At 67.4% G+C, this 24532-nt stretch carries 16 protein-coding genes, 1 other RNA gene and 1 pseudogene; 2 read left to right on the forward strand and 16 right to left on the reverse strand.

All coding sequences use genetic code 11. The features are described 5' to 3' along the window. The first annotated feature begins 13 nt into the window (after positions 1 to 13). Positions 14 to 1501 (forward strand): RNB domain-containing ribonuclease, encoded by a 1488-nt coding sequence (locus IPK24_20015; protein MBK8077778.1) that lies wholly within the window; start codon positions 14 to 16, stop codon positions 1499 to 1501. Between the two features lie 71 nt (positions 1502 to 1572). Beyond that, positions 1573 to 1969, forward strand: an RNA gene (gene rnpB / locus IPK24_20020) — RNase P RNA component class A. Between the two features lie 126 nt (positions 1970 to 2095). On the opposite strand, the pseudogene IPK24_20025 reads toward rnpB, so the two are convergent. The 16 genes and pseudogenes from IPK24_20025 to IPK24_20100 form a co-directional block, all read right to left on the reverse strand. Further along, a pseudogene (locus tag IPK24_20025) lies at positions 2096 to 2605 on the reverse strand (TRSP domain-containing protein). A gap of 155 nt (positions 2606 to 2760) precedes the next feature. After that, complete coding sequence (locus tag IPK24_20030; protein ID MBK8077779.1) at positions 2761 to 3207, reverse strand: phosphoribosyltransferase domain-containing protein; 447 nt, start codon at positions 3205 to 3207, stop codon at positions 2761 to 2763. Continuing rightward, a complete protein-coding gene (locus IPK24_20035; GenBank protein MBK8077780.1) occupies positions 3204 to 4304 on the reverse strand; it encodes an HpcH/HpaI aldolase/citrate lyase family protein in 1101 nt (366 codons plus the stop codon). Before IPK24_20035 ends, IPK24_20030 begins: the two co-directional genes overlap by 4 nt. 112 nt (positions 4305 to 4416) lie before the next feature. Next, positions 4417 to 4974, reverse strand: a complete 558-nt coding sequence (locus tag IPK24_20040) for a TerD family protein (protein MBK8077781.1) — start codon at positions 4972 to 4974, stop codon at positions 4417 to 4419. Then, the gene (locus IPK24_20045) at positions 4971 to 5693 is read right to left on the reverse strand and encodes a hypothetical protein (protein MBK8077782.1); all 723 of its coding nucleotides are present in this window, start codon (positions 5691 to 5693) and stop codon (positions 4971 to 4973) included. The genes IPK24_20040 and IPK24_20045 overlap by 4 nt, the downstream gene beginning before the upstream one ends. Before the next feature lie 227 nt (positions 5694 to 5920). Next, complete coding sequence (locus tag IPK24_20050; GenBank protein ID MBK8077783.1) at positions 5921 to 6994, reverse strand: hypothetical protein; 1074 nt, start codon at positions 6992 to 6994, stop codon at positions 5921 to 5923. A gap of 2 nt (positions 6995 to 6996) precedes the next feature. Further along, entirely contained in the window at positions 6997 to 8991 is a 1995-nt protein-coding gene (locus IPK24_20055; protein ID MBK8077784.1) for a hypothetical protein, read from the reverse strand. Next, positions 8988 to 11174, reverse strand: a complete 2187-nt coding sequence (locus IPK24_20060; GenBank protein MBK8077785.1) for a hypothetical protein — start codon at positions 11172 to 11174, stop codon at positions 8988 to 8990. The genes IPK24_20055 and IPK24_20060 overlap by 4 nt, the downstream gene beginning before the upstream one ends. Positions 11175 to 11210: 36 nt before the next feature. Further along, positions 11211 to 12221, reverse strand: a complete 1011-nt coding sequence (locus tag IPK24_20065; protein MBK8077786.1) for a hypothetical protein — start codon at positions 12219 to 12221, stop codon at positions 11211 to 11213. Positions 12222 to 12230: 9 nt separating this feature from the next. After that, positions 12231 to 14879 carry a hypothetical protein gene (locus tag IPK24_20070; protein MBK8077787.1) on the reverse strand — a complete coding sequence of 883 codons (2649 nt, stop codon included), beginning with the start codon at positions 14877 to 14879 and terminating at the stop codon, positions 12231 to 12233. Beyond that, positions 14872 to 18399: a hypothetical protein gene (locus IPK24_20075; GenBank protein ID MBK8077788.1), complete on the reverse strand. Its 3528-nt coding sequence runs from the start codon at positions 18397 to 18399 to the stop codon at positions 14872 to 14874. Before IPK24_20075 ends, IPK24_20070 begins: the two co-directional genes overlap by 8 nt. An 87-nt stretch (positions 18400 to 18486) precedes the next feature. Next, a complete protein-coding gene (locus IPK24_20080) occupies positions 18487 to 21282 on the reverse strand; it encodes a VWA domain-containing protein (GenBank protein ID MBK8077789.1) in 2796 nt (931 codons plus the stop codon). Next, positions 21279 to 21446: a hypothetical protein gene (locus tag IPK24_20085; GenBank protein MBK8077790.1), complete on the reverse strand. Its 168-nt coding sequence runs from the start codon at positions 21444 to 21446 to the stop codon at positions 21279 to 21281. Before IPK24_20085 ends, IPK24_20080 begins: the two co-directional genes overlap by 4 nt. Positions 21447 to 22135: 689 nt before the next feature. Then, positions 22136 to 22729, reverse strand: a complete 594-nt coding sequence (locus IPK24_20090) for a TerD family protein (protein ID MBK8077791.1) — start codon at positions 22727 to 22729, stop codon at positions 22136 to 22138. 60 nt (positions 22730 to 22789) lie between these two features. Continuing rightward, positions 22790 to 24019, reverse strand: a complete 1230-nt coding sequence (locus IPK24_20095; GenBank protein ID MBK8077792.1) for a DUF475 domain-containing protein — start codon at positions 24017 to 24019, stop codon at positions 22790 to 22792. Further along, entirely contained in the window at positions 23938 to 24525 is a 588-nt protein-coding gene (locus IPK24_20100; GenBank protein MBK8077793.1) for a TerD family protein, read from the reverse strand. The genes IPK24_20095 and IPK24_20100 overlap by 82 nt, the downstream gene beginning before the upstream one ends. Between the last annotated feature and the right edge of the window lie 7 nt (positions 24526 to 24532).

The following is a 24532-nucleotide window of genomic DNA, read 5'->3' on the forward strand; positions in this document are numbered from 1 at the left end:
GTAGGGTGCCGCCATGGTTCGGCGTACCGTGCGGCTCACCGGGCGCGAGGCATCGGTGGCTCACCTGGCCGCCGGCTTCGCGCGGATTCGGCACGAGCTCGAGATCCCCGAGGAATTCCCACCCGACGTGCTCGCCGCGGCGACGCTGGCCAGCGCGCAGGTGGCCGGCGATGCCGGCGATTCGTGGGCCGACCTGCGTGACCTCGAGTTCGTCACGGTCGATCCACCCGGCTCCACCGACCTCGACCAGGCGATGGCGCTGCGGCGACGGCCCGGTTCGAACGGCGGCTACCAGGTCGACTATGCGATCGCCGACGTGCCCGCGTTCGTGGCGCCGTCCTCGCTGATCGACCGGACGGCGCGCTCGCGCGGGCAGACGCTCTACGCCCCCGACCGGCGGATCCCGCTGCACCCGCCGGTGCTCAGCGAGAATGCCGCCAGCCTGTTGCCGGGGGAGGATCGGCCGGCGTTCGTGTGGCGGTTCGAGCTGTCCGCCACCGGCGAGCTGCTCGGCATCGACCTGGTGCGCGCCCTGGTACGCAGCCGGGCCAGGCTCGACTACGCCCAGGTGCAGCAGGCCGCCGATGCTCACCCCGGTGTGGTGGACGACCATGCCGAGCTGTTGGTTCGTCAAGCGGTGCTGTTGCGTGAGATCGGCTTGGCGAGAATGGGCTTGGAGCGCCTCCGCGGCGGCGCCAGCCTGCCGTTGCCGGAACAGCAGGTGGACGCCGTGGACGGTCACTACCGCCTGGTGTTGCGCCCCGCGTTGGCCTCGGAGGACTGGAACGCGCAGCTGTCGCTGATGACCGGCATGGCTGCCGCCACGATCATGCTGGACGGTGGGGTGGGTCTGTTGCGCACCCTGCCCGCGCCGGACCCGGCGGCCCTGGAGCGGTTCCGGCGTCAGGCTGCTGCTCTCGGCGTGCGCTGGCCCGTGGAGCAGAGCTACGGCGAGTTGCTGCGCTCGCTGCGCCGCGACGTCCCCCGCGAACTGGCCCTGATGCACGAGGCGGGCGCGCTGTTCCGAGGGGCCGGCTACACCCCGCTCGCGCCGGGATCGCCCCCGCCGGTGGTGACGACGCATGCTGCGGTGGCGGCGTCCTATGCCCACGTGACCGCGCCGTTGCGCCGCTTGGTCGACCGGTTCGGGTTGGTGACCTGCCATGCCCTGGTCGCGGGTCGCCCGGTGCCGGGCTGGGTGCTGGAGGCGCTCGGCGAACTGCCCGAGCTCATGGCCACCTCGGATCATCTGGCCGGTCAGCTGGAGCGCCGCTCGACGGACCTGGTCGAGGCGGCCGTGTTGGCCCATCGGGTGGGGCAGGACTTCGACGCGGTGGTCGTCGACCGCAACCACTCAGGTGCCAAGGTGCAGCTGCTCGACCCGGCGGTCCTGGCCTCGGTGCGCGACCCGCAGGGCCGCGCCCGGCTCGGGCACCCGGTGCGGGTGCGGCTGGACGCCGTGGATCTCGACCGGGGAGCGGTCACCTTCGTCGTCAGCTGAGGTGCGGTCAGGAGCGACTGGCCAGGCCGACGTCCGGGGGAGCTTCTCGATATGGGTACGCTGGCCTCGGACGAGCCGGACGGGCGGCCGCGTCGAGCACGATCCCGCTGGTCGGGGGAGGGCTCGCCGAGGAAAGTCCGGACTCCACAGGGCAGGGTGGTGGGTAACACCCACCCGGGGTGACCCGCGGGACAGTGCCACAGAGAACAGACCGCCGGTTCGACCTCTCGGGGTCGGCGCCGGTAAGGGTGAAACGGTGGTGTAAGAGACCACCAGCGTGGCGGGTGACCGTCGCGGCTCGGTAAACCCCACCCGGAGCAAGGCCAGACAGGAAGCGTTCGAGGGCGGCCCGCCCGAGCTTCCGGGTAGGCCGCAGGAGGGCACCGGCAACGGTGTTCGTAGATGGATGGTCGCCATCCGCCGGGCAACCGGCGGATACAGAATCCGGCTTACAGTCCGGCTCGTCCGCTCACCAAGGTTCGGGCGGCATCCGTCATGCCGCACCGTGTCCCTGCTCAATCCATCTGACGACGACGATCTCGCCGGGAAGCTGGGCGAGCAGGTGCGGGTCGGATCGTCACCGTCGTGATCGGGGACGACGACGGTGAGGTGGCAGTCCATCGGAACGTTGTAGACGAAGCGAGCAGCTGACCCTCGGCCGCCGTAACCGATCACCGTCCGAAGCGGATAGGCGGCATCGTCGACAACGTGAGCTGGTGAGCGGGTTGTCGAGCTCACCGTGACTCGGGCGCTGGGATCGAGTTCGTGCCAAGCGGCGCCGATGTGCACTGGTACCGCAATCTGTTCCTCGATGCCCAGGATCCAGATCCGTTGGGCGCCCGGCGCTGCGTTTCGAGCTGCCATCGCGATCTGCACCGCGGCCTGACGTCCCGCGTCGGCGGTGACGGACAGACCGTGGCGGGGCGGTGACCACGGCGGCTCGGCATCCACCCAGGCGATGGCGCGCGGGGGACGTGACGGCGGGTCGGCCCGTGGCATCGTCTCCGCCACGACCGCAACCTGGTCGCGGGCCGACTCCGCTACTGTCACCTCGACTCTCGCCAGGGCCACCAGGCGAAGCTGGACGTCGCGGGACGCCGCCATCTCGGCCACTGCCTGGGGGTGCGGTTGAGCATCGATCAAGCAGGCCAGAGTGAACTGGCAGCCGGGATTGCCGGACACCAGCTCGCGCACGAGGTTGGCGACCATGCGACCGGAGGTCACCTCGTCATCCACCAGGAGGATGTGTCGACGTCCGGTCAGGAACCCTGCCTGGGCTGGTTGCAGCTCATGGTCCGCGGCATGCGAATGGTCTTCGGTGAACGACACGGCGCAGCTGGGTGCGGGTGGCGAGACACAGGGACTCGGGTCGAGTGGATGATGTCCATCGGGTCCGAGCCGGCCAGAGACTGAGCCACCAGAATGGCCAATCCCGTTGCGGTTTCCGCGAATCCGACGACCAGATCGATCGGCACACAGCTGTCGTCCCGAACCGCCGACGCCAGAGAGGCGGCTGCTGAGAGGGCTCTTGCCGGAGGAACGGGCACGTGCTTGGCCAACGGCGGGGTGACGATAAGCTGTACTCGGCGCGGATTCTCACGCAGCCCGAGACCGATGTCCGGCAACGTGGGATGCGCACGGCGCATGCGCACGCCGATGTCCACGCGGGACACGGTCCAGCCGACCGCGCCGAGGCCCTCGATCATCCGGGCATTCCCGCCATCGCGTCCGCCTCCGCAAAATGGATGTCCAACGCATCGGCGAAGGTGCGGTCGGGGCGCAACACACCACATGCTGCCGCTCGGTCCAGGGTTGATCTGGCCCAGAACCCATGCGGCCGACACTCGATCATCCGTTGACCGTTGACCGATGCCTGCGCCCCGCCGGATCGGTCGCTGAGGATCTCGACCGCATCCAGGTACTCGGCGTGGTCGACGATCCCCATCGCCGAGACGACCAGGGCCTGGTCGGGGTGAATCACCGATTTGCCGGTCAGCCCGTTAGCCCGATCCAGGAGTACCTCGCGGATCAGACCGTCGAGGTTGGCCCCGATCAAGGACTGGCGCGACGAGATCCGCGTCAGGTGCTCGCCCTCGACGAAGGGGGTCTGACGCAGTTGGGGGCGCAGCACCCGGGTGTGGCGTACGAGATGTTCCCAAACCCCGCCGCTGACGCAATAGCCGCCTTCGCCCCCGAGCATGCTCACCAAGTCACCGATTGTCGCTGAGAGGAAGTGCACCTCGTGCGCATTGACGTCTGGCGTCCGGCGGACGCCGTGAAGCCCAGCCAGGTCTGTGCTGCCGAATCGAACACACAGGATACGTTCGCTGTGGCGGTCGAGTGCTTGCCGGAGCCCGCTGATGGCCTGGTGTCGCACGTGGGCCTGCACGAACTCTCGCGTCTCGACGATGGGCATCAGCGACAGCAGAGCGCCTCGGTGGCGGTGTTCGGCCCCGGCCAGCGCAGCGGCGGTCGCGTCGATCGACGCCGGGGTCGCCTTGGGAAGAGCGATCCCGGTCAATCGTCGGATGGTGCGACCACACGTCTGGAGAAACTCATCGATGTCGTCGGTCGCCCGCAGCCGGACGAAGACAGCCACGTCGGCCAAGCCCAGCCCCGGGGCGGCGTCGTCGTCCATGAGACGAAGGGTCTGCATCACGCGTTCACGGGCGGACGATCGATCGCGGTCGGCCACGGCATCCTCGAGGTCCAGGACAACGCTTGTGGTGCCGCGTCGTCGGGCCTGCACCAGGTCATTGACCAGGTCGGGTCGGCTCGCGGGAACGTACAGTGTCGCGCCCATCGCCTCGACGAACCGGCGTGCCCCGTTTGCGCGAGTGGTCGGTTGGGGGAGAACCGAATACAGGTCATCGGCACGATGAGCGACCAGTCTCCCTTGCCGTATCTGCATCATCTCAGTCGATGTTCACGCCGTAGTCCTGACCGAAGGCGGCCAGGCCAGCGGAGTATCCCGCGTCGTGAATGCGCAGCTTCCACTGGCCTTTGTAGCGGTAGACCTCGGCGAATATCGCGCAGGTCTCGCGGGCGTACTGCGTCACGCTTCGGTACGCAGCATGCTCGACGCCCTGGGTCAGGTTGTGCACGCTGACCGAGAATCCTCCCCCTGATGCAATCACGCAGTCCTCGGCAATCGTCGACAGGGCGAGGTAGATGTGCTCGATGGCAGGATCAAGGTCAGCGAGGTTGAACAGCACCTGAGCACGGTCGACGTTCGGCGCGGGCTCCCCGCGGTTCACCCAACGCAAGAAGACCTGATGCTGTGGGCAGGTCGGCTGGTTCCAGAACAGGAAATGGGCGTCGCTCAGCACTCGTTTGTCCGGGCCGCACAGTAAGGCCACGACGTCGAGGTCGGCAGCGGGGTCATTCCAGGTGATGCCCACGGCCGTGGCGAAGCCGGGTTCGCCTGCGGCCGCGAGGACGCAGTTTCCGCCCTTGGCCAGGTGATGCGTCACGACGTGATCCCGTGGATGGTCCAGAGTGCCTTGATGAGGTCGAGGACTCGGTAGGGACTCACACCTGCCGGGTGCACCCGGTCTGTCGGTCGGTGCCCCAGGGCCGCGGTCGCGAACAGCCGAGGGGCCATTCCTGAGTCGGCGGCCAGGGCCATGAGCAGGCCGCCGTGAAGATGTTCGAGCAAACCGGTCAGCTCGTGCTGCAGAAGGCTGCTGTCGCGAGGGTCGTCGAAGAGCGAAGTGAACGAGGGATCGCGCTGCATCGCAGCGCCCGGTCGATTCATGATCGTCCGCCAGTTGACGTCAGGATGGTTGCGCAGCGCCTGCAGCTCGTCGAACTTGCTCAGCGCGATACCGAGATACTGCGCCCGATCAGGCCTTGCGTGCGCTAGGCGGGCGGCAAGAACCTTCTGTAGCACGTCGACATCGTTGCCGGCGTGCGATGGGATACTGCCGCCGGCACCCGCGAGTACCGCGACGATGCTTGGCACCTTGAGCGGGTCGACAATCGACACCAGCAGGTCGACTGCTCCGAGATAGGCGAAGGTTGGATCGTCCGGGGTGAGTCGCTCGAACTGCTCGCCGGCCGCGTCCGTGAGCGCCAGGCAGATCGGCCGCCCGCGGAGCTGGAACGACCACAGCAGGGGTTTGGGTTGGACCGGTGGCGTCCCGCCCGGCAGCTCCCCGGTGAGGAAGATCTTGGGGTACGTCAAGTCCATCCGTTCCCTAGTGTCGTGCAAGGGCTTCAGGACGGTGTGGTGCCGGTGGTTCAGGAAGTGTTCGAAGGTTCGCATCATGACCCCGATGAGAACCGTCTTGCCTGCGGTCTGAGCTCCGGTCATCGCCATCGACATGCGAAGAGACAAGGCCCACTCCGGCGGGATCTCGAAGGCGCATTCCGGGCACGGGCCAGCCCGCTCGATGTCCGTGGCGCAGCTGGGACAGTTCATGTGTTCCGGACCGTGGCGCTGAACATACCCATGGCAATCTCCTTGGCCACCGCGGCGGCGCCAGCCTCCGTGCTCACGGTGACCAGCGTATGCCGTCCCATGGTCGGGAGAGCAGCCAAGGCCTCGAACTCGTTGTCCCACCAATACATCGGCCGATGCGTGGCGGATGCCTCGAACGGTGAGCGGCCGATGCCCGTGATCTGCAGGGTCAGTGAGGCTGGGGCGGCCCACGCCCACGCCACCAACTCCACGGCGTCGAGCGGGACGCCGTCCACAACCACGACGACCAGGCCGTTGTGGTCGATGGCCGATGCGGCCTGCTTGACCGCAGGGAGCACGGCGGCCCACGGGCTGGGTCGGTCGCCCAGCCCCGTGACCCAGTCGACCTGCTCGGTGTCCAGCCGCGCCGTGATGTCGTCCGCACGACCCAGACGGGTGCGGAGCACTGCCTTCGGCGCGCCGTCTCGGGCGGCTGCGGCGATGCCGAAGACCACTTCGATCAGTCGGCCGACCTCGGTCCGCCGATCCGGAGCCAGCATGGTGGCCGACCCGTCGATGACCATCGCCCACGGGCCGGTCGGCGAGGCTGCCTTGGCGTGAGCGGCGTGGTAGGCGTAACCACCCGTCTCGTGCCATGAACGGGCAGCGAGTTGGACCGTCGGTCGGTCGACGCGGTGCCGGAAGGCGTCGCGGAGCACGAGGGATCCGGTTGCCACCGACAGCGTCACCAGCTGCACGGTGCTGCGCCCGGAGGCGTCCACGGGTTCGCGCAGAACCAGGTCATCCAGTGGCATCGACGGATGAGTGATGGTCAACCCCACCATGCTTCCCGGGGGGAAAGGCCCGCCCAGGATCGGGCTGGCCACGACCGTCAGATCAGAGCCCGGGGCGATCGAGGACGGCTGAACGATGAACGCCCCATCGGACACCCGCTGCGCCGGGGGAACCGGTTCCCCGGTGGCCGAGACCAGGTCGATGCGCACTGTTGCCGGGCCGGTGGCCGAGATGTGCAGCGGGCCGGGCCGGCTCGGCGGAACGATGCCACCATCGGTCAGTTGGGCGATGGCCATGGCTAGCTCCTGTGATCCGCGGAGAAGGAGGGGTCGAGAACTGACGCCACGATGACCGCCAGATTTTCACGAGTACGACAGGTCAACGACCATGTCGACAGCGTCGGTGGGGATCCCGCCCAGGCAATGATCTGGCGCGAGTAGGCGTAGGCATCCTTGCCCGGATAGGTCACTCGACGCGTGAGGGGATCGATGTAAAAGGTCAAGAAGTCCAGGTCGTAGCGGTCGAGCTGTTCGCAATATCCGCCGAGGAACCGGTACCACGGCGCACCGGCCCGGTCGTGTCCGTGATCGGCCGGTGGGTGGGCGACGTCGGCACGCGCCGCCAACAGCATCAGCGCGGGGGCAGATCGCTCGGCCTCGGGATGGGGCGACACTGCCTCGTGGATCGCGGCGAGCTCGATATCGGTCAGCAGGACGTCGTCGTCCAGCGCAATGAGGTAGAGCAGGGCCAGTTGCCCCGGCCAGGGCAGACTCGTCAGACGGTTCAGTTCCCAGCGGGGCGCCACGATGCTCTCGAGCTTCCCCAGCCTGGACAGCACCAGGGCCGCCTGGACAGCGGAGGTCGGCGTTGGGTAGGGCTGGTCGTCCAGAAGATCGCGAACCACGGGTGACGTCTGTTCCGGCTCATCGTCTGGCTCGAGCAGCGGCATCGGTGCGGTCTTCTCCAGATCGACCTCGATGCTGGGACGCTGCACCACGTCGACCTGGGCCGCGCTGGGCGATGGTGGCGGGGTCGTGGGCGTTGCCACCGACCGGGTCAGGTCAACCTGCTGCACGGCACCGGATGACGGCGACCAGTCGGGTTCCGGTGCCATCCCCGAAACGTGGTGCCTGTCCTGAGGGCTGGATCTGGACACAACCGGATCCATCCGCGGCCGTTGCCCCAGACCCATCTCTGTCGCCAAAGGAGCGATGACGGGCAGGTCCAATGCCTCGTGGGGCAGGGATGTCAGGTTGAGCGCCTCCAGGGCGTGCTGGCGGTCCACGACCACAGCGCCGCGGGTCGACAACATCCCCACCTGAAGCCCCACTCGGGCCGCAACCATGTGGTCGACCTCGAGTGAGCGAAGCTGGGCAAAGGCCTCATCGCGTTGGGCCAGAACGGACTTGGCGATGACGGGTTCCAGCCAGATCAGGTCCATTACGACATCGGACCAGCTGCTCACCGGCACAGCTCGGGCGCGCGGCACGGGCCAACGACGCTCACCGTCGTCGACCGGGCGCACCGACCAGGTCGGATCCAGAAGGGTCACCGAGCCCGGCAGATGCGTGGCGACTACTGGGTCGAGAATCCCGATCAGCTCGTGACCCGCGGCGAGGCAGCCCTCGAGCGATTGGGCGTCCTCCCAGCTCGAGAAGGCCACGGCCTTGGCCATCCGGGTCGGCAGCACCAAGCCGAACAGCGAGATCCAACCCAAGGCGTCTTCGGTGTGAGCCACCTTTATCGCGATCGGATGGCCAGCCCCGATGACACCGAGCATGGCGTCGATCATCCAGGGAACGCTGCTCCTGGTGTCGGCCCCCCGACCGTGCAGCCAGCCGAAGACGCTGTCCGCGCCGCGGACCGAGGCTGTGCGCAGGCCATCACCGGGAATCGCTGATCGGACCTGCTCCGGCCTGAAGGGTGCCAGCCAATCCGGCGAAGCGTGGTAGTCCGCCGGACGCGTGTGTGCTGGGATCTGCAGCGCCGCGGCATGGGTGAACACGTTCCCGGGTCGGTTGGTGTGATCACGACCTGCCTCCACCGAACGCCAGAACAGCCCGCAGTTGAACACCCGGGAGTGGCGGTAGCGCAACCGGACCGGCCGATGGGCAAGTTCGGCCGGTGTGGGGAAGTCGGGCATCGTGGTGGGCAACGAGAGGGTAACCCCCTCCTCCAGGGTGCGCTCGACGTTGGGGTTGACGTTGCCACTGCGATGGCAGATGCCCCAGCCGGAGGTTTTCCGACCGGGGATTCTGTCCGCGGCGGCGAAGGTGAGCTGCTGGTTGATCACGTGTGAGTCACCTGCTGGGCGTAGTACAGATAGGTGGGATCTGGGTCGAGGATGGCGATGGAGCCTGCCTCGTCGAGCGAGCTGACGAAGAGCCGGACCCAGCCCGGTGACCCGCCGAGCGGAGCCGTGAACGCGACGCCAACCGTCCCACGAGTGATCGATACCGCTTGCGCCGCAAGCAGTCGAGCCCCGGAGTCTTGGGGGTGAAGGGGCAACCTGTTCGGGTGCTGCACCAGGCACATCTGCACGTTTTGCAGCATCTCATCGCTGCGAATCTCCACCCGCAATCCGGCGGCCGGCTGGTTCGGTGGCACCTCGTTCCCGTTCGGCCCCACTCTGACCAGACGGTATTCGACCCGGATGATGCCGGGATAGTCCAGGATGACTGGGACGGACCTCAACGGTTCCGGGGTGAACACCACGCCATAGAGGTGCAACGAGCATCCGTTAGGCGGCAACGAGTCCGCGAAGTGCAGGCCGCCCTTGTTCATGTAGTCGGCCTCGGTCAAAGACATCAGAGGCTCATTGGCGGCGGGGTCGAGGTCCAGCTGTCCGCGCGGCCCCTGGAAGACCTCGACCTTGCCCACGCCCTTGGGCCAGGCGAAGGTGACGATCTCCGAATCCACCCGCTCGATGATCTCAGCCGAGCCGGGCGGCGGCACGAACACCTTCGCCACCGCAGAGCCGATTCCGATCCGTTCCTCGTCGACCACATGGGCCAGCACGAAGTAGGTGCGTACTCGGTTACGGGCCGAGGCGCATCCACGGATGACCTCACGACCGCCCTCGGTGAGTGGCGGGTAGAGCACGCGGAAGTCGTCGGTCAAGCCCTGCTGCTCCAGCTGTCCTCGGGACCGGACGGCGTCGGCGAAGCCGGGCTCCAACGCTGTTTCTCGCATGTAGACCTCGACCGATCCGAAGCCGGGGGTCGGCCAACTCAGGTCGTAGAAGCCAGGCTCGGCCTCGGTTACGGTGAGTTGCAGGGGAGCCGGGTCGGGCACGACTCGAATCCTCTGTTCGACAGGATCGGAGAACTCGTTCTGCCCCCCCGGAAGCTCGATGGAGGAATAGACCGCGTAGACGACGTCGACCGCCAGGGGCGGAGCCGGGTCGATGAATCCGGTGTTCGCAACCGTCGCCGAAGCCGCCAGCCGCCGTGCCGGGCTGTATCCGGGCGGCTCTGTGGCCAGTCTGCGCTGGACCTCGACATGTGCCCCAGGTGGCACGGTGAACACGGCCGTGACGTGCCGGGCGGCGTCCTCCCGCAGGCGGAAATTCGTTGGTGGCCAGACGATCTGGCCTGTGGCGATCAGGCGAGGCTGGGCTGCCCGGGCGCTGGCCTGATCGGTTCCCCCATGCGCGAACACGGACAGGTAGGCTACGGCGGATTCCGCTCGCAACGTCGTCCTGGCCATGGGTCGGTCCGTGACGCCTACCAGCGTGGCCAGGTCCGGGGCCATCGTCGCCCAGGTCAGCGGCGAGGACACCACTCGGTAGAGCACACAGGGTTGGTCGGTCACGGTCGGCCAGGTGAGCAGCTGCCCGTCTCCTGTCGTCGTCACCCTGATCGAGCCAGGCTCGGCCGTCTCGACCCAGTGATCCCAGTCGAACTCGACGAAGATGCCGGGGTCGGCGAAGAAGACGTCCGGCTGCTGAGCTGCGTCGGTCGGTGGCGTGGCAGGGAGTTCGGTGGTGGCGATGACCGATTCCGGTTGGTGGGCGTCACCAGTCAGGACTCTGGAGATCTCCTCGGCTAGTTCCTCGCTCACGGATCCTGCACCCGTGGCGGCCAGATAGCTGCGAACTGCGGAGGCTGCCTCGGCACTGGCATGCGCCAATTTGGCCAGCCGTACCCGGTCCAGCGCAGCAACCTCGGGTCGGCTGGCTTCGTGCTCGTCGTACCAGGTGAGTATCCGGTCGTTGCGGGCGCGGGCTGGGTCGACCGGCTCGATGGGTTCGACCGGCTCGACAGATGGAACTTGAGCCGCTCGGGTGTCGGCCTGCTCGGGCGATCCGGCGAGTAGCTCATGCAGTGCGCTCCAACGCAGCAGCACCGAGTCGGCGTCATGCCAGAGCACCAGGGCCGCCGCCGCGTCCGGGATGGGCCCTAGCAGCGCGCGCAGGTCCAGGTCGTCGGGATGGATTCGGTTCGGGGGAGTCTGGCTCGCCTGCCATGCGTTCACCGCGCGGCGTCGCTCGCCGAGGTCCTTCAATCCGGGTCACCACCCATCCGTGGTCGTTGGTGGGGTGGGAGGCCATGAGGGTGCCGTGGGCCACGATGGTGGAGTGGGACGTGCGGAGTCGCCGCCGGTCGGCGTCCACGGCGCCGGCGCGCTGCCCGGTGTGGGCGTCGAAGCGTTACCCGGTGCAGGCCAGGGCACGCTGCCCGGTGTGGGCCAGGGTGAGGCACCTGACGTCCCATCGTCTGGAGCCCCGGGCACGATTGGCGGCCACGCGGAGGCGGTGGCCTGCTGGGGTGTCGGTGGCAGGGTCACGACTGCCTCGGTGACTGCGGCGGAGGAGGGAACCAGCTCTCGGGCGCCACCCTTGCTCTGCCATCGTGACCCGGTCGCGCCGACACGGGTGACGATGCTGAGCGCCCCTACAGCAATCAGGACAGAGCCGGCGCCGGCAACCCAGGTCCCCGCGGCCAAGGCCAGGTCGGCCGACGCGTGGCCTGCGGTGAGCTGTGCAGCCACACCAGAAGTGGCCCGGACGAGCAGTGAACCGGCGCCGGCCAGGATCACCATCGAGGCGGCTCCCGCAGCCACCCAGGCCAAGCCGACAGCGGCGACGATCAGGGGTCGCATCCACAGCAGCAATCCGAGCCCCAACACCAGCAGCGTGCCACCGCTGAGCAGGACGGCGCCGAACACCGTGTCACCTAGCCCGCCGTTGAACGACTTGCTGAAGGTCTCGGCAGAGGTTTCGACCGCCCCCCGGAGCCGCACCCACTCGACGAAGTGTGAGGCGAACACCAACACCGCACCGATCAACAGGGGCAGGAAGCCGGTCAACACCGGCCGTCGGGACGCCCTGGCACTGGGGGGTCGGCGTGAGCCCAGCAGCGCCGGTAGGAGCAGACCGATCCAGGGCACCGCGGCTCCGGACAACAGCCCGATCCAACTGGCGAGGCCGCGTCGTCGAGCGAGGGCGGCGCCGGCCACGGCGGACAGTGCCGCATTCACGATGAACAGCAGGGACAGGGCGAGGAGTAGCGAGCTGAGCATGGCGTCTCCTCACACACCGGGCAACGGGGGGAACCCGGGAGACTCGGGCTCTGGCCCCTCCGGGTCCGGCAGCCAGAGCCGCTCATCGTGGGCCGTGCGGCGGAACTGATCCGCAGTTGCTGCCGTCCCGAACTGGATCAGGACGGTGGCCTGCGTCAGCCCACGGGACTGCTGGATCAGATGCTGGTCACCGATCATGCGCGCCTGGCCGGCGTGGGCAGCGAACATCGAGTCCAGGAACGCACCCGACGCCTCACGGTGGTCGTGGTCGAGACCAGCCAGGAAGTTCTCGTGAGTGATCGTCATGGGTTCGCCGGTGACGGCATCCTCGACTTGCACCGTCGCGAGCAGTTTCGACCGCGAGGACTCGTCGACCTCGATCTGATGCTGAACCTTGGCCACGAACCGATTCGAGGTATTGCGGTGCGGTGCTCGCTCGGCCACTGCGCGGCTCCATCGGTGCAGGATCGATCCTTGGCCATCCAGGTTCTGATCCTTTTCGAGCAGCGCGGGTTCGGCCGCCAGTTGGTAGCGCAGATCACCCAGGGTGCTCGGAACGTCGGCCAGGAACTCCTGCCAGCAATCTGCGAGCCAGCCTGCATCGAACAACCGCGGGCGCCACAGATTGCTCACTTCGTCCACGGCGTCCGGGTTGGCCACCGCAGCACCGATCCGCACCGAGCGCGGCATCCCCTGACCCACGTGCAACGATCGGATCTGGGTGTCCGGCATGGAGCCGAGGGGGGCATGAACGAAGGCCCCGAAGGCACGTGCCCAGTCGAGGTAGTGCCGGTAGGCGCGCGTGATCGTGCGTAGGTCTTCGTGCGCCTCGGCCAGGTGTCGTTCCGCGGTCTCGAGGTCGGATGCCGACTGCTCCATCCGGTGGATCATGGCGAACAGGCGACTCTGGTGACGCTGGAAGCTCGTGACGCCGCTGACGATCCACACCAGCACGGAGAGCAGCATGAGCAGCGCTCCGAGCCAGGCCGAGATCATCTGCATGCCGGTGAGCACGCCGAAGACCGTCAGGACGCCGGCCATCGCGAGGGTCAACAACCGCAGCCGTGACCCGAGGCTGGCCTGATCGACTGTGGCATCCGTGGCGGCTGCCTGGGCGCGTAGGGCGGCGACCCGCTGCTGGAGCAGCTCGATCTCCGCGACCACGCCGCGGAAGGCATCGCCGAGCCGACCGCCGACCCGACCGACGTACGAACCCGCCGCTTTGGCGTTCCACTGTGCCAATCGATGCTGCTCGGTGGTCAGGTCGTGGGCAAGGTTCGGCTTGGTCTGTTTGAGCTCCTCCAACCTCTGCCGCAGACGATCGGCCCCGATGCTGTCGGCCACCTCGATCCGCCATCCCGGAAGGTAGGCCGCCAGATGGTCGGGCAGGACGAAGTCGCCGTCCTGCTTGGAGGCGACCCGCTCCGTGGTCGAGATGACGGCCCGCTGGGCGCCGACGAACCGCGGCAGGAGATCGGCGCTGCGCTGGCCGGCGTCGAGCAGGGTCATACCAGCATCGACAAAGTCGCGCCACAGTTGCGAGGTGTCCGCGGGGACTCCCAGCTGCGCGTTCGGGGCGGTGCGGATGATCACCTGGTCCAGGGCTGCCTCGAACTCACCCCAACTGGCCAGCGAGCCATCGGGTTTGACGCCCTTGACCACCACGGTGAAGCCGGCGTCGGCCCCTCCGAAGAGCAACTTCTCGGTGGCAGCAGCCACCTTGCGACGTGCCTCGTGCGACAGCCGGTCGGCCAGCCGCTGGGGAGCATTCCGCAGCGCGTCCCAGACGAACCCGAAGAACAACTTCAGGGCCGTGATCCAGTCCAACGGAGGTTTGATCTTGCGCGGTGGGACCGTTCGCTGCCGCGCCAGTACTTCCGGATGCTTGGCGAGCAAGGCGTCGGCCATGGCGACGGCCACCGCCGATTCGTCCTGAACCACCAGCGCCGTCGAGGTGTCCACCCGGGGCACCGGGTACCGGACGCCGACCGTGACCAGTCGGGCCTGCACCTGTTGCTCGACAGCTTCCGCGGCCAGCGACCGCGAGTAGGCCCGCACGGGCAGGAGTTGCGTCCCGGGCAGGCTCTGTCGGTGGTCGAGGACGGCGTCGGTCTGTCCACGCCACAGCCCCAACAGCGAGCAGCAGGTGCCGACCACGTGGGTGAGCCATCGAGGGTCCTCGGGGTCGCGGACCAAGGCCGCTGCGCCCACGCCCGGTGAGGCGGCGTCCTCGGGCGAGATCACCAGGTTGTGCCAGCCGATCAAGGGGGCGAGGCGGTCGGCCCAATCGTCCTCCGGCGCCCCGGCGAAGATGTGCACGCGCAATTGGTGTGCCGACGGGACCGACGCCTGAACCGACTCGACGATACCCACACACTGGGCGGTCGTAGCGATCTCGCCCGGGTCGGTCACCGCGCTGACCACGCACACCTTGGTCGAGGAAATGACGGTGCGGGTGATCGCTTCCTGAAGGACGCAGGCGCCATTGACCGAGCCCTGGATGGCGAACGCAGGTACCTGGGGATCGCCGGGACGCACCGAGTCCAAGTCGACCACGTAGACCGGATTGACCAGGTTGAGGCTGCTCCAGTCGCGCAACATGGAGAGGAGCTTGACCGCCAGCGACCGCCGGGCGGCGACGACGACGACATCAGACACGGGGTGCGCCCTCCGTAGTCCCCGGGTACTTCGGCCGACCCTGCCGGAACGCCGAGGTGGCCATTTCGTCGAGCAGGTCGCAGGCCTGCATGACCAGTGGGCCCATCTCGACGTGCAAGGGACTTCGCTGGAGTTCCTCCACCGACCTGATCGACGAGACGTAGGCACCGGTGGAGTCCTTGACGACGCGTCCGGAGCCGCCGAAGAAGTACCGGCGCATGTCCTCCACCCACTTCTGGACCTCGGCGAGCACCGACTCAGGCGATCCGACCGCCCCGGGCTGTGGCAATGCCCCTGCGGATGGCTGAAGGCCGCCGGCGTCCCACGACGACGCGCCGGGACCCACGGGGCTGGTGGCCTGCTGCCCCAGAGTGAGCAGAGTCGACGGGTCGGCGGGCAGGGGGCGGGCATCACCGTACGAGGTGGGCAGCGTGAGTGGCTCGCCGAACATCGCCTGCCGCAGCAAGGTGGTGCCGCTGAACTCGGGAACGTTGACCGCCTGGTTGGTGTCCGAGGAGTCGACCAGGCGGCGCAGTGCTGCGTAGGGCCTCAGCGGTGTCAGACCCGGGTCTCCAGCGCACCGGATGACTGCCCAGGCGTGCGACATCATCACGGCCGGAAGCACGTCCAGAGGTGAGGCGATCCCCACCTCCGGTGACTCCAGCAGGTCACCGAAGGTCAGCCAGCCATCGGGGGTTGCGACCTGGCTCGGCGCACCGACATCACCACGAACCAGACCCAGCAGCCGACCGAGATACCAGCCGGCGACGACCCGGATGGCCTCCTCCGGGCTCATGGCCAGGGCGCTGGGCAACGGGCGGGTGCGCTTCCACTGCCACAGGGAACGGCGGAACTGCGGTGTGGAGCTCGCCCATCGATGCTTGATCGGTTCGAGCAGCGAGGTGAAGCAGAGCGGGCTGTACTTGCCATAGCTGCCGAACAGACCGATCCGGCTCGCCGTCGAACCCTGCGTCAGCGCCTGTTGGAACGTGCCGTGGGTCGCGGTGGCGAGCGAATGGTCGCCGCTCAACTGCGTGGTCAGGGCAGTGGCGACCGGGTGATTCGCCCCGAATGGGATCTCGCTGAAAGTGTAGATGTATTGGACGCCGGATGCGTTGCTGTGCAGGCGCTGCACCATCTGCGGGTCGACTCCCACGAGCGGCTGTGCCAGCGACATGGCCCGGCGGAACTCCCGGACGAAGCGCTCTCGGCGCTGCAATCGCTCCACGTCCGAGACGGCCGGATCGTCCAGGTACTCGATGATGCTCTGGTGCGCGAAGCGCGCGAACACATCGCCGGGGGACTCCAACCGGCGACGTGAGCGGTCCAACACGTCGGTGCTTGCGACCCTGACCCGGTACGACGGCTTGGCGGGTGCCGCGGGCTGGTTGGTCTGAGCCATCACAGGCAACGCCGAGGCCCGCCAGTGGCCGACCTGTGCCAGCACCTCCTCGCTCACCACCGCGCCGGAGGTGGCCCACTGGCAGGAGAGCACCTCGCTGCGGAGGCGGGCGATGCCCTCGGTGAAGGTGGAGGTACCCGCGCTGGCGGTGACATCGGCGACGAACTGTTGCGGAAAGTCCTTGGAGGTGGTCAGCAGGACCTCGTTCTGGGCCTCGTCCCAGCGGGGGTCCGGGATCTCCTCGGAACCGGGCCAGTCCGCGTACGCGGTGGAGTGCAGCTGAGCCAACCCCCCGGCCCCGCCCTGCTGAGCTCGGGAGTACTCCAGTGCCGCCAGGGCATCGTTGGCGGCCGTAGCGAGCGCCGCCAAGACGTCGTTGGCGAAGGAGGTCATGACCGCAGCTCCGATCGCGGCGGCCTCGTCGCGCACCCGGGTCTCGCAGCTGCTTTGGTAGGTCTGGATCAGCAGCGTCCCCAGCGCGTGGTGAGAGTCGACGTGTTCCTTGCGCAGGCTCGCTGCCTGGGTGTCGACAACCGGACCGACCTGCAGCGGATCCCTCGTGCTCGCGCCTTGGCCGGCAGCGGCCAGCTCGGCGCCGGCGGCGCCACAGATGGTGCGTGCCCGGGACATCAATTCACGCGCGTAGGGCAGGCCGAACGCCGCGGTGACGCGGGCGAACTCCGTCTTGGCGGCGGTCTCGAGCTGCCCCGCCCAGGTCTCGGCCCACCCGTAGGCGGCTCGCTGCAGTCGGGCGGTGACATCGGGACGCAGCGACTGGGCCGCATTCTTCGCCGCCGCCAGCCAGGATGCCGCCTGCGCCTGCCCGATGTTGGCCAGGGTGGCCGCGATCAGGTTGGTCGACTCGCGCGCGGCCGACTGCATCTGCGCTCGTGGGTAGGCCACGGCCTGGAACCACTGCAGCACGTGGGTACAGGGAGCCGGGAGCCCCATCGCCTGCAGGCTGACCCCCCATTGGTTGTCCATCAGCTGGGCCAGTTGCTGCGTGCTCGGTAAGGCACTCGTCGGGTCGCGGTGACCCTCCACGAGGTGATCGACGCCCAGCTTCGCCACGCGCTGAGCGGCGTAGTCCATGTACCGGTCCCGGCCGAGACTCAGGCTGGCGAAGCCCAACGACCCGAAGGGCAGGTCGGCGTCGCTGATCCCCCAACCGAAGTTGTCGGAGTCCGTGGCCAGGGGAATGTTGTTGCCGATGGTGTACGCGGCGTACTGCTGCGAGGCACTCACCGACATCATGACGCCGGCCAGGGCGCGGGCGATGCCGCGATAGACGCCGACCGCAGACCCGTCGCCGAACATCGCTCCCGATCCACCGATCTTTCGACCGATCGGGATCAAGCGAGCGAACGGCGGTACCCCGTGCATGTTCGCGGTGATCCCCATGCCGCCCAGGAGGCGGGCGTCGTCGGCCTCGGCCAACCGCGAGATCGATGCCACCACCTCGGCGACCGAGGCCAGGGCGTTTCCCTCGACATTGGCGCGAGCCCCTTCGGGCAGTTCCCCGAACACATCGGCGGTGTACACCAGGCAGCCGATGGTGGCGGGGTTGATCCCGGTGAGGGTGCCCAGCAGCCGGCAGACATCCAGGAACATCGACGATCCGGAGCCGCCTGCCATCGAGGAGATCACGATCGGGTAGATGACGTCCCCGGACTGCGCCTCGAGCGGGAGGTCACCCCAGGCGCCTGGCGCCACGGCCCGTGCCTGCGCCGCGACCAACGCCTCGCGCAACTGCGTCAGGCGCGGCAGGGTGAGCATTCGACCGATCGCCCGGAACTGGCCGGCGCCACCGACGACCGGGACGCCGCTGGCAGCGGCACGGTCGCGCGGTGCCCAGCCGAGCAGCGGCGAGTAGTCGCTGTGGTTCTTGGCCGCCAGCTGAGACTCCACGTTGAGGCTGGTCGCGGTGTAGGTGTTGGTGGGGCTGCTGAACGAGACATGATGTCCGCCGAGCTGCTTGATGTTGCCCAGCGGCGGCGGTCCGTCGTCGGGGTCCACCGGGACGTCGACGTGAAGGAACTGCCAGGCGGCGGGGAGTCTGCTGATTCCCTGGTCACGCAGGTCGGCCTGCAGCTGGTCCATCAGCAGGCGTACCGTCATCCCACCGGACCCACCACAACCGACGATCAAGAACTTCGGCATTGACTCAGTGGCCTTTCGAGCGGTGTGGGAACGGTTTCTGGCACGTCACCAGACACCTCCGGGATTGGCTGGTGGGGGCTGCGTGCCGGGCGCTCCGGGTGCGCCAGGCGCTCCGGGTGCTGGAGCGGGCGGCGTGGCCCATGGGTCAGCCGCGGGAGTCGTGGTCGTGTTCCAGCCCGGTGCGGTGCCGGCCGCCGGCCACCCGGCATTCGGCGACGGCACCTGGGCACTGCCGCCCTGGTCCCACGGATCCGTTGGTGCCGCTCCCGGGGTACCGGATGAAACGACGGGCAGCGAGCTGCGCAGCTTCTCGACCACGCTGGCCAGGTTCGCTTGCACGTCGTTCAAGACATCTGTCAATGAGCGAGTCGCCGAGTCGGTGAACAATGTGACCTCGACATCGCCGTGGTGTGGATCCTGTTGGTCGAGCGCCGTGCTCCAGTGGCCCTGAATGGCCAGGGGAAGTCGTGCTCCGGCCTTGGTTCGCGCCGCCGTGCTGCCACCGCCGGCGACCCGGCCGCCGTAGTCGACGACGGCGTACCCCGGTTCGGTCAACCCCAGTCCTGCCTTGGCTCGGACGGTCACGCCGGCCAGGTTCACCGTGCGGCGGTCACCGCCTTCCAGGGGGACGCGCTGCAGGTCGTTCGACTGCACGCTGACCCCGGCATCGGTGAAGGCGCTGGCGCCGCTCACCCGACCGCGAAGAGTTGCGGCGGCCACGTCGGCGCCCGAGATCTTGGCGGTGAGGCTCTTGACCAGGTAGAGCAGGCCCACCGGGATGAGAACTCCGAGCAGGGTCACGCCGATCAGGACCCACCACAGGGTGGCGGTGTTGAGTCGCACCATCTCCATCGTGAGGGTGACGTCCTGACTGGACGGCGCGGCGGAGGAGTCAGGCGGCAGGGTCTTCACCGTGATCTTGCCGGTGACCAGGCCGTTGCCGAGCTGCTGCGGGGTGAGCGTCAGGGTGATCGGACCTGCCGAACACGCCTCACGCGATGCCGCAGAGGCCGCGAAGGTCGCACCGGTCACGTCCTGCGGCAGGCTCTGGAAGGTGGCGGCGCCCTCGACCCAGGCACATCCCTGGCCGTTGACAGGCAACTGGGCTGTCACCGGGTCGAGGCTGTTGGCTTCGCCGAAGGCCACCCGGTCCGGAACGGAGGGGTAGTTCGCCGGCGCCTTGATCTGGATCGGAAAGTCCTTGACGATCGGTTCCAGCTTCGTTCCCGGCCGGGACTTCCACTGTTGAGTCGTGATGTCGAGGGTCAGGCGCATGGTGGCCGGACCGGCAGAGACCTTCTCCAAGCTGATGTTCTGTGCCTCGCTCATCTGGTCGGGCGTCAGCGGGCCGCCCGTCGCGATGACCTTCCCACCCGACTCGAGCGACCACGAGAGCCGAGTGCTCTCGGACAGGTCGGAGACCTTGATCGCCGACCCGTCGATGTGGGCGGCGCCGAACGTCGCGGCGGCCTTGGTCCCTGCGGTGAACGCGGCGGTGCCTGCATCGAGCCACGTCGGCTCGATGTCACCGAAGATCCGCAAGCTGGTCCGCGAGGTACCTGCTGCGGTGTCGGCATTGAAGATTAGGCCCCACTCACCGACCAGACCATCCGGGGTTGTCCGCGACAGGTCGAGTGAGATCGTCTGGACGGCGCCCTTGGTCTGCGGCACAACGGACTTCCACGACACTTCGGCACCACCGAAGGACTGTTTCTGCAGGGTGCCGTTGGGCTTCAGGTCGAGCCTGTCGCGCGCCGGCGACAACAAGGTCAACCGCTGGTTGACCGCATCGCTGTCAGCGAGCACATGGACCGAGCCGATCGTGGCGTCGAGAACGAAGGCGTGGGTACACGCGGCGGACGTCCTGGTTCCCTCGCAGACCTGGCCAGTGACCACTTCTCCCTGGCCGAGCGCCTTGCCGAAGGCGAACACCAGGTCACGCAGGTTCTTGGCCGGGAAGAACTGGCCCGGGACCGGCTGGGTGACCTGGCCGCAACTGGTTCCGGTGGTGAGCCCTTCGAGAAAGGTGAAGTCAGTAGGCGAGCTCTTCGGGGACAGGCCGATGGTCACAGTGCTGATGCCCTGCAACCGGGTCTGATCGGCTACTCCACCGGCTCGGCACAGGTCCTTCTTGCCTGCCGCCATCACGGCGTCGGCGTCGGCTCTGGTATTGAGCGGATTGTCCCGGGCATACGGCTTGGGGTCGCCGAGAGCCTTCCGAGCAGCCTGGTCACGGCCGCCGCGGGGCTCGACGCTGTACGCCCCATCGGTGAACCACACGATCATTGGGCATGAGGTCGTGTCGCTCTTCATCTGGGTGGACAGCTCGCGTCGAGCGCCCGTCAAGGCATTCCAGTAGTCGGTGTCCAGACCGGAGTTCTGGCTCCGCAGGCCTTCCAGCGCGGCGTCCAGCTCCCCGCTGGCGCCCTTGGCCGACCGCCAGCCAACGATCGGTTGGTAGGTGGTGTCGAAGGCCGAGATGGCGACCTGGATGTTCGCGCCGGGCTGCTTGCTGACCTCGGCATCGAGTTCCTCGACGAAATACTTGGCCGCGCTGATACGGACGGCTTGAGGATCGGTCTCCTTCAGCGATCCGGACCGGTCCATCAGCAGCAGGACCTGCCCGGTGCCGCCGCCGCTGACGCAGGCACCGAACCGCTGAACCGGAGACTGGGACCCCTGGGCGGCGGTGACCGCGCCGGTGGCGGTAACGGTTGCCGCCTTGAGCTGCTGCACCTGGCCGGGCCGCACGGCAGTTGCGGCGGTTGCGGACGGCATTACACCGAGGCCGGCGATCAGGCCGAGCGACAGCACGCACAGCCGGCGTCCGACAGGGTTCATGTCCACATCCCACGCGCCAGGTCATAGGCGATGCGATAGGCATTGAGCCCAACGGCGACCAAGGCGAGGGTGATCACCACGCGGCGACCCCAGCTGAGTAGGTCGCTACCGGCGTACCAGGCATCCTGGCGCGCCTTGCTCTCGGCGACGAGGAACAGCGCCACGGCGCCGATCGCCAGCGGCCCACCCAGCGCCCAGCCGATCGCCCCGAAGGTCGCTCCCCGGGTGAGGAGGAAAGATACGACCGAGGCGACGACGAGCAGGGACGCGACCAGCAGCCAGAGGCCTGGAGCTTTGCGGACACCGGGTGCGCCTGCGTCGGCGCGTGCCCCTGGCGAATCGTCGGTGACATCGATGACGTCACCGGTCCCGACGGGTCTGATCTCTCTCTGTGCAGTTTGCTGTGAGTTGGCCGTCTGGGCCGAGCCACCTGGCGCGCCGCCCTGGTTGCCGGGCCAGTCAGGGGCACCGGAACCTGGCCACGCGGACGTCGGGGGAGTACCTCCCGATGTGGGCCACGGCGCGGGTCCTGTGGGCTGATTCCCGGGCCACGTCGGATTCGACGAAGGCCATCCGTTCGACGACTGAGGGGGTAGGCCCTGGCTGGGCGGCTGGGAATCCGACCACGACATGACTAACCTCCTAGTCCGGACCACAACTGGCCGGTGGGCGAAGCGCAATACTGTTCTTACCAGGTGCGGGTCATCCACGTCGGGTTGTCACGGAACCGTCTCGCTTGGGCGAGACTGATCTGTCCGTTCCCGGGAGAATCGGAGCAGCAGGAATGCAGCGTCGCACGTGACGTCAGGCGCCCCTGACCGGCGACTTGGCGACGATTTCCCTCGGATCCGTTTCAGAGGCGCGCGGTGCGGATCAGGTCGACGACCTCGTTCAGGCGCCGCCCCTGCCCCGGGTGGCCGATCGCCGTGAACGACCATCCTGTCCCTTGCCGGGTCAGCTTAGCCATCACCATGGCGGTGTGCGGGCCGGTGCCGGTCAGGCTGTAGCGAACGAGCTCTTGGTCTCCCGCGGTGCTGTCCACGACGCGAACCACGGCGTTCTCGATCTCCGCGAACGACTCACCGCTGTAGGAGTTGACCACGAAGAAGATGATGTCCACCGTGGCATTGACGCTGGGTAGATCTACGATGATCGACTCGTCGTCGCCATCGCCTTCACCGGTGAGGTTGTCACCCGTGTGGTGGATGGATCCGTCCTTGCTGGCGAGTTGACCGAAGTAGACGATGTCGACCACCGAGTCACCCGCGCACAAGACGGCCGACGCGTCCAGGTCGATGCTCTTGGTGGTGCTCTTGGTGCCACCGAAGAACGACTTCTTCACCACGGTCATGGCATCCCAGCCGAGACCCATGCGGACGCGCGTCAAACCGCCCCCATTCGGCTTGGCCAGGTTGACGGTCTGGCCCTTGTTCAGATTGATCGACATACGTGCGCTCCTCGAATATCAGGGTCGGTCGCAGATTGTGGGAGTAGGGGGGGTTGAGAGCTAACTGGAGGTGTAGATACCGTGCGCCGAGGATTCAACGCCGTCGGCCATGTCATGGCGATTTGCGCTGACCGAACTGCGCCACGCTGCGAAGATGAACACGATGCCGACCAGGCCGATGACCATGTCGGGAATCTCAACCTTCAAAGTGATCAAGAGCAGGACGGCGAGAGCGCCGATGGCCCAGTGTGCTCCATGCTCAAGATAGCGATATTCAGCGAGGGCGCCGCGTCGAACCAGGTAGACGGTCATCGAGCGGACGAAGAACGCCCCTACGCCGAGGCCGAGGGCGATGACCAACGGGTCGGATGTGATCGCAAAGGCACCGATCACGCCGTCGAACGAGAACGATGCATCGAGGACCTCGAGAAACAGGAACAAGGAGAAGGCCGCACTGCCCACCAACCCCTTGACGGCGCCGGAGCCCTCGCCGCCGACCTCATTGAACTCCTCGTCCAGTGTCTCCTCGCGCTCTTCCATGGCCGACGCGAGGCCGTTGACCGCCAGGTAGGTGGCGATGCCTGCGACGCCGGCGATGAGTACCGTTTCCGCGCTGCCTGGTTCGGCCAGCACCTTGGCGACTGTCAGCAGGGTGACCAGAGCGATGGCGGCCGCGATCGTGTCGAGTCGACCGGCACGGATGAGCGGCTTCTCGATCCAGCCCAGCCACGTGGAATCCCGTTCGTTGTCGAACAAGAAATCGAGGAAGAGCAGGAAGAGGAACATGCCACCGAAGGCAGCAATGGCCGGGTGGGCGCTGTTCAAGACATAGCCGTAAGTGCCGGGGACGTGCGGGTCGCCCTTTTCAAGAACCAGTCGCCCGGCTTCAGCCGGAGTGATCCCACACGCCACGCACACGACAACGAAAGGAAAGACCAGTCGCATGCCGAAGACGGCAATGAGGACTCCTACGGTGAGGAATATCCTCTGCCACGACTCGCTGAGCTTGGCGAGATACTTGGCATTTACCGCGGCATTGTCGAATGAGAAGACGATCTCGACGATAATCAGGATCCCAGTGATTGCGGCGATAGTGACACCGCCATACCAAGTGGCCACCGCGAGCGACACCGCGGCCGCGGCCATGTCCCAGCGGAAGAATCTGAGGGTGTCGATGACAACTCCTGGGTCGGCAGGCGGGTGCGAAATCAGGCGACGCTGATACCGAAATCTGTCAGGACGCCGGCCAACCCGCTGGTGTATCCCTGGGCCACGGCCCGGAACTTCCATTCCGAGTTGTAACGGTACAGTTCACCAAAAATGAGCGCGGTCTCGGTCGCGGCCTCTTCGCCGAGGTCGAACCGCGCGCCGCGCGCGTCGTTGGCAGGGTCATCGGCATCGAAGACGCGAATGTAGGCGGCACCGACCTGGCCGAAGTTCTGTCCTCGTTCGGCGGCCTTGTCGATGCTGGCGACGAAGACGACCCGGTCGACCCATCCGGGGATCCTGGGCAGGTCCACGTTGATCTGCTCGTCGTCACCCTCGCCATCACCGGTGCGGTTGTCGCCGGTGTGATGAATGGCACCGTCGCCGCCATGGGTGTTGTTGTAGAAGATGAAGTCCCGATCGCTTCCGACTCGGCCTTCGGTGGTGAGCAGCAGGCAACTGGCGTCGAGGTCGAAGGGGGCGCCGTCGGTCGTGCGGGGATTCCAACCCAGGCCGACCGTGACATGTGTCATGCCTGGAGCCGCCTTCTCCAACGAAACATTCCCACCCTTGGTCAGGCTGATGGCCATGGGTCGA

The organism is Kineosporiaceae bacterium (assembly GCA_016713225.1).
Taxonomy (GTDB): Bacteria; Actinomycetota; Actinomycetes; order Actinomycetales; family Kineosporiaceae; genus JADJPO01.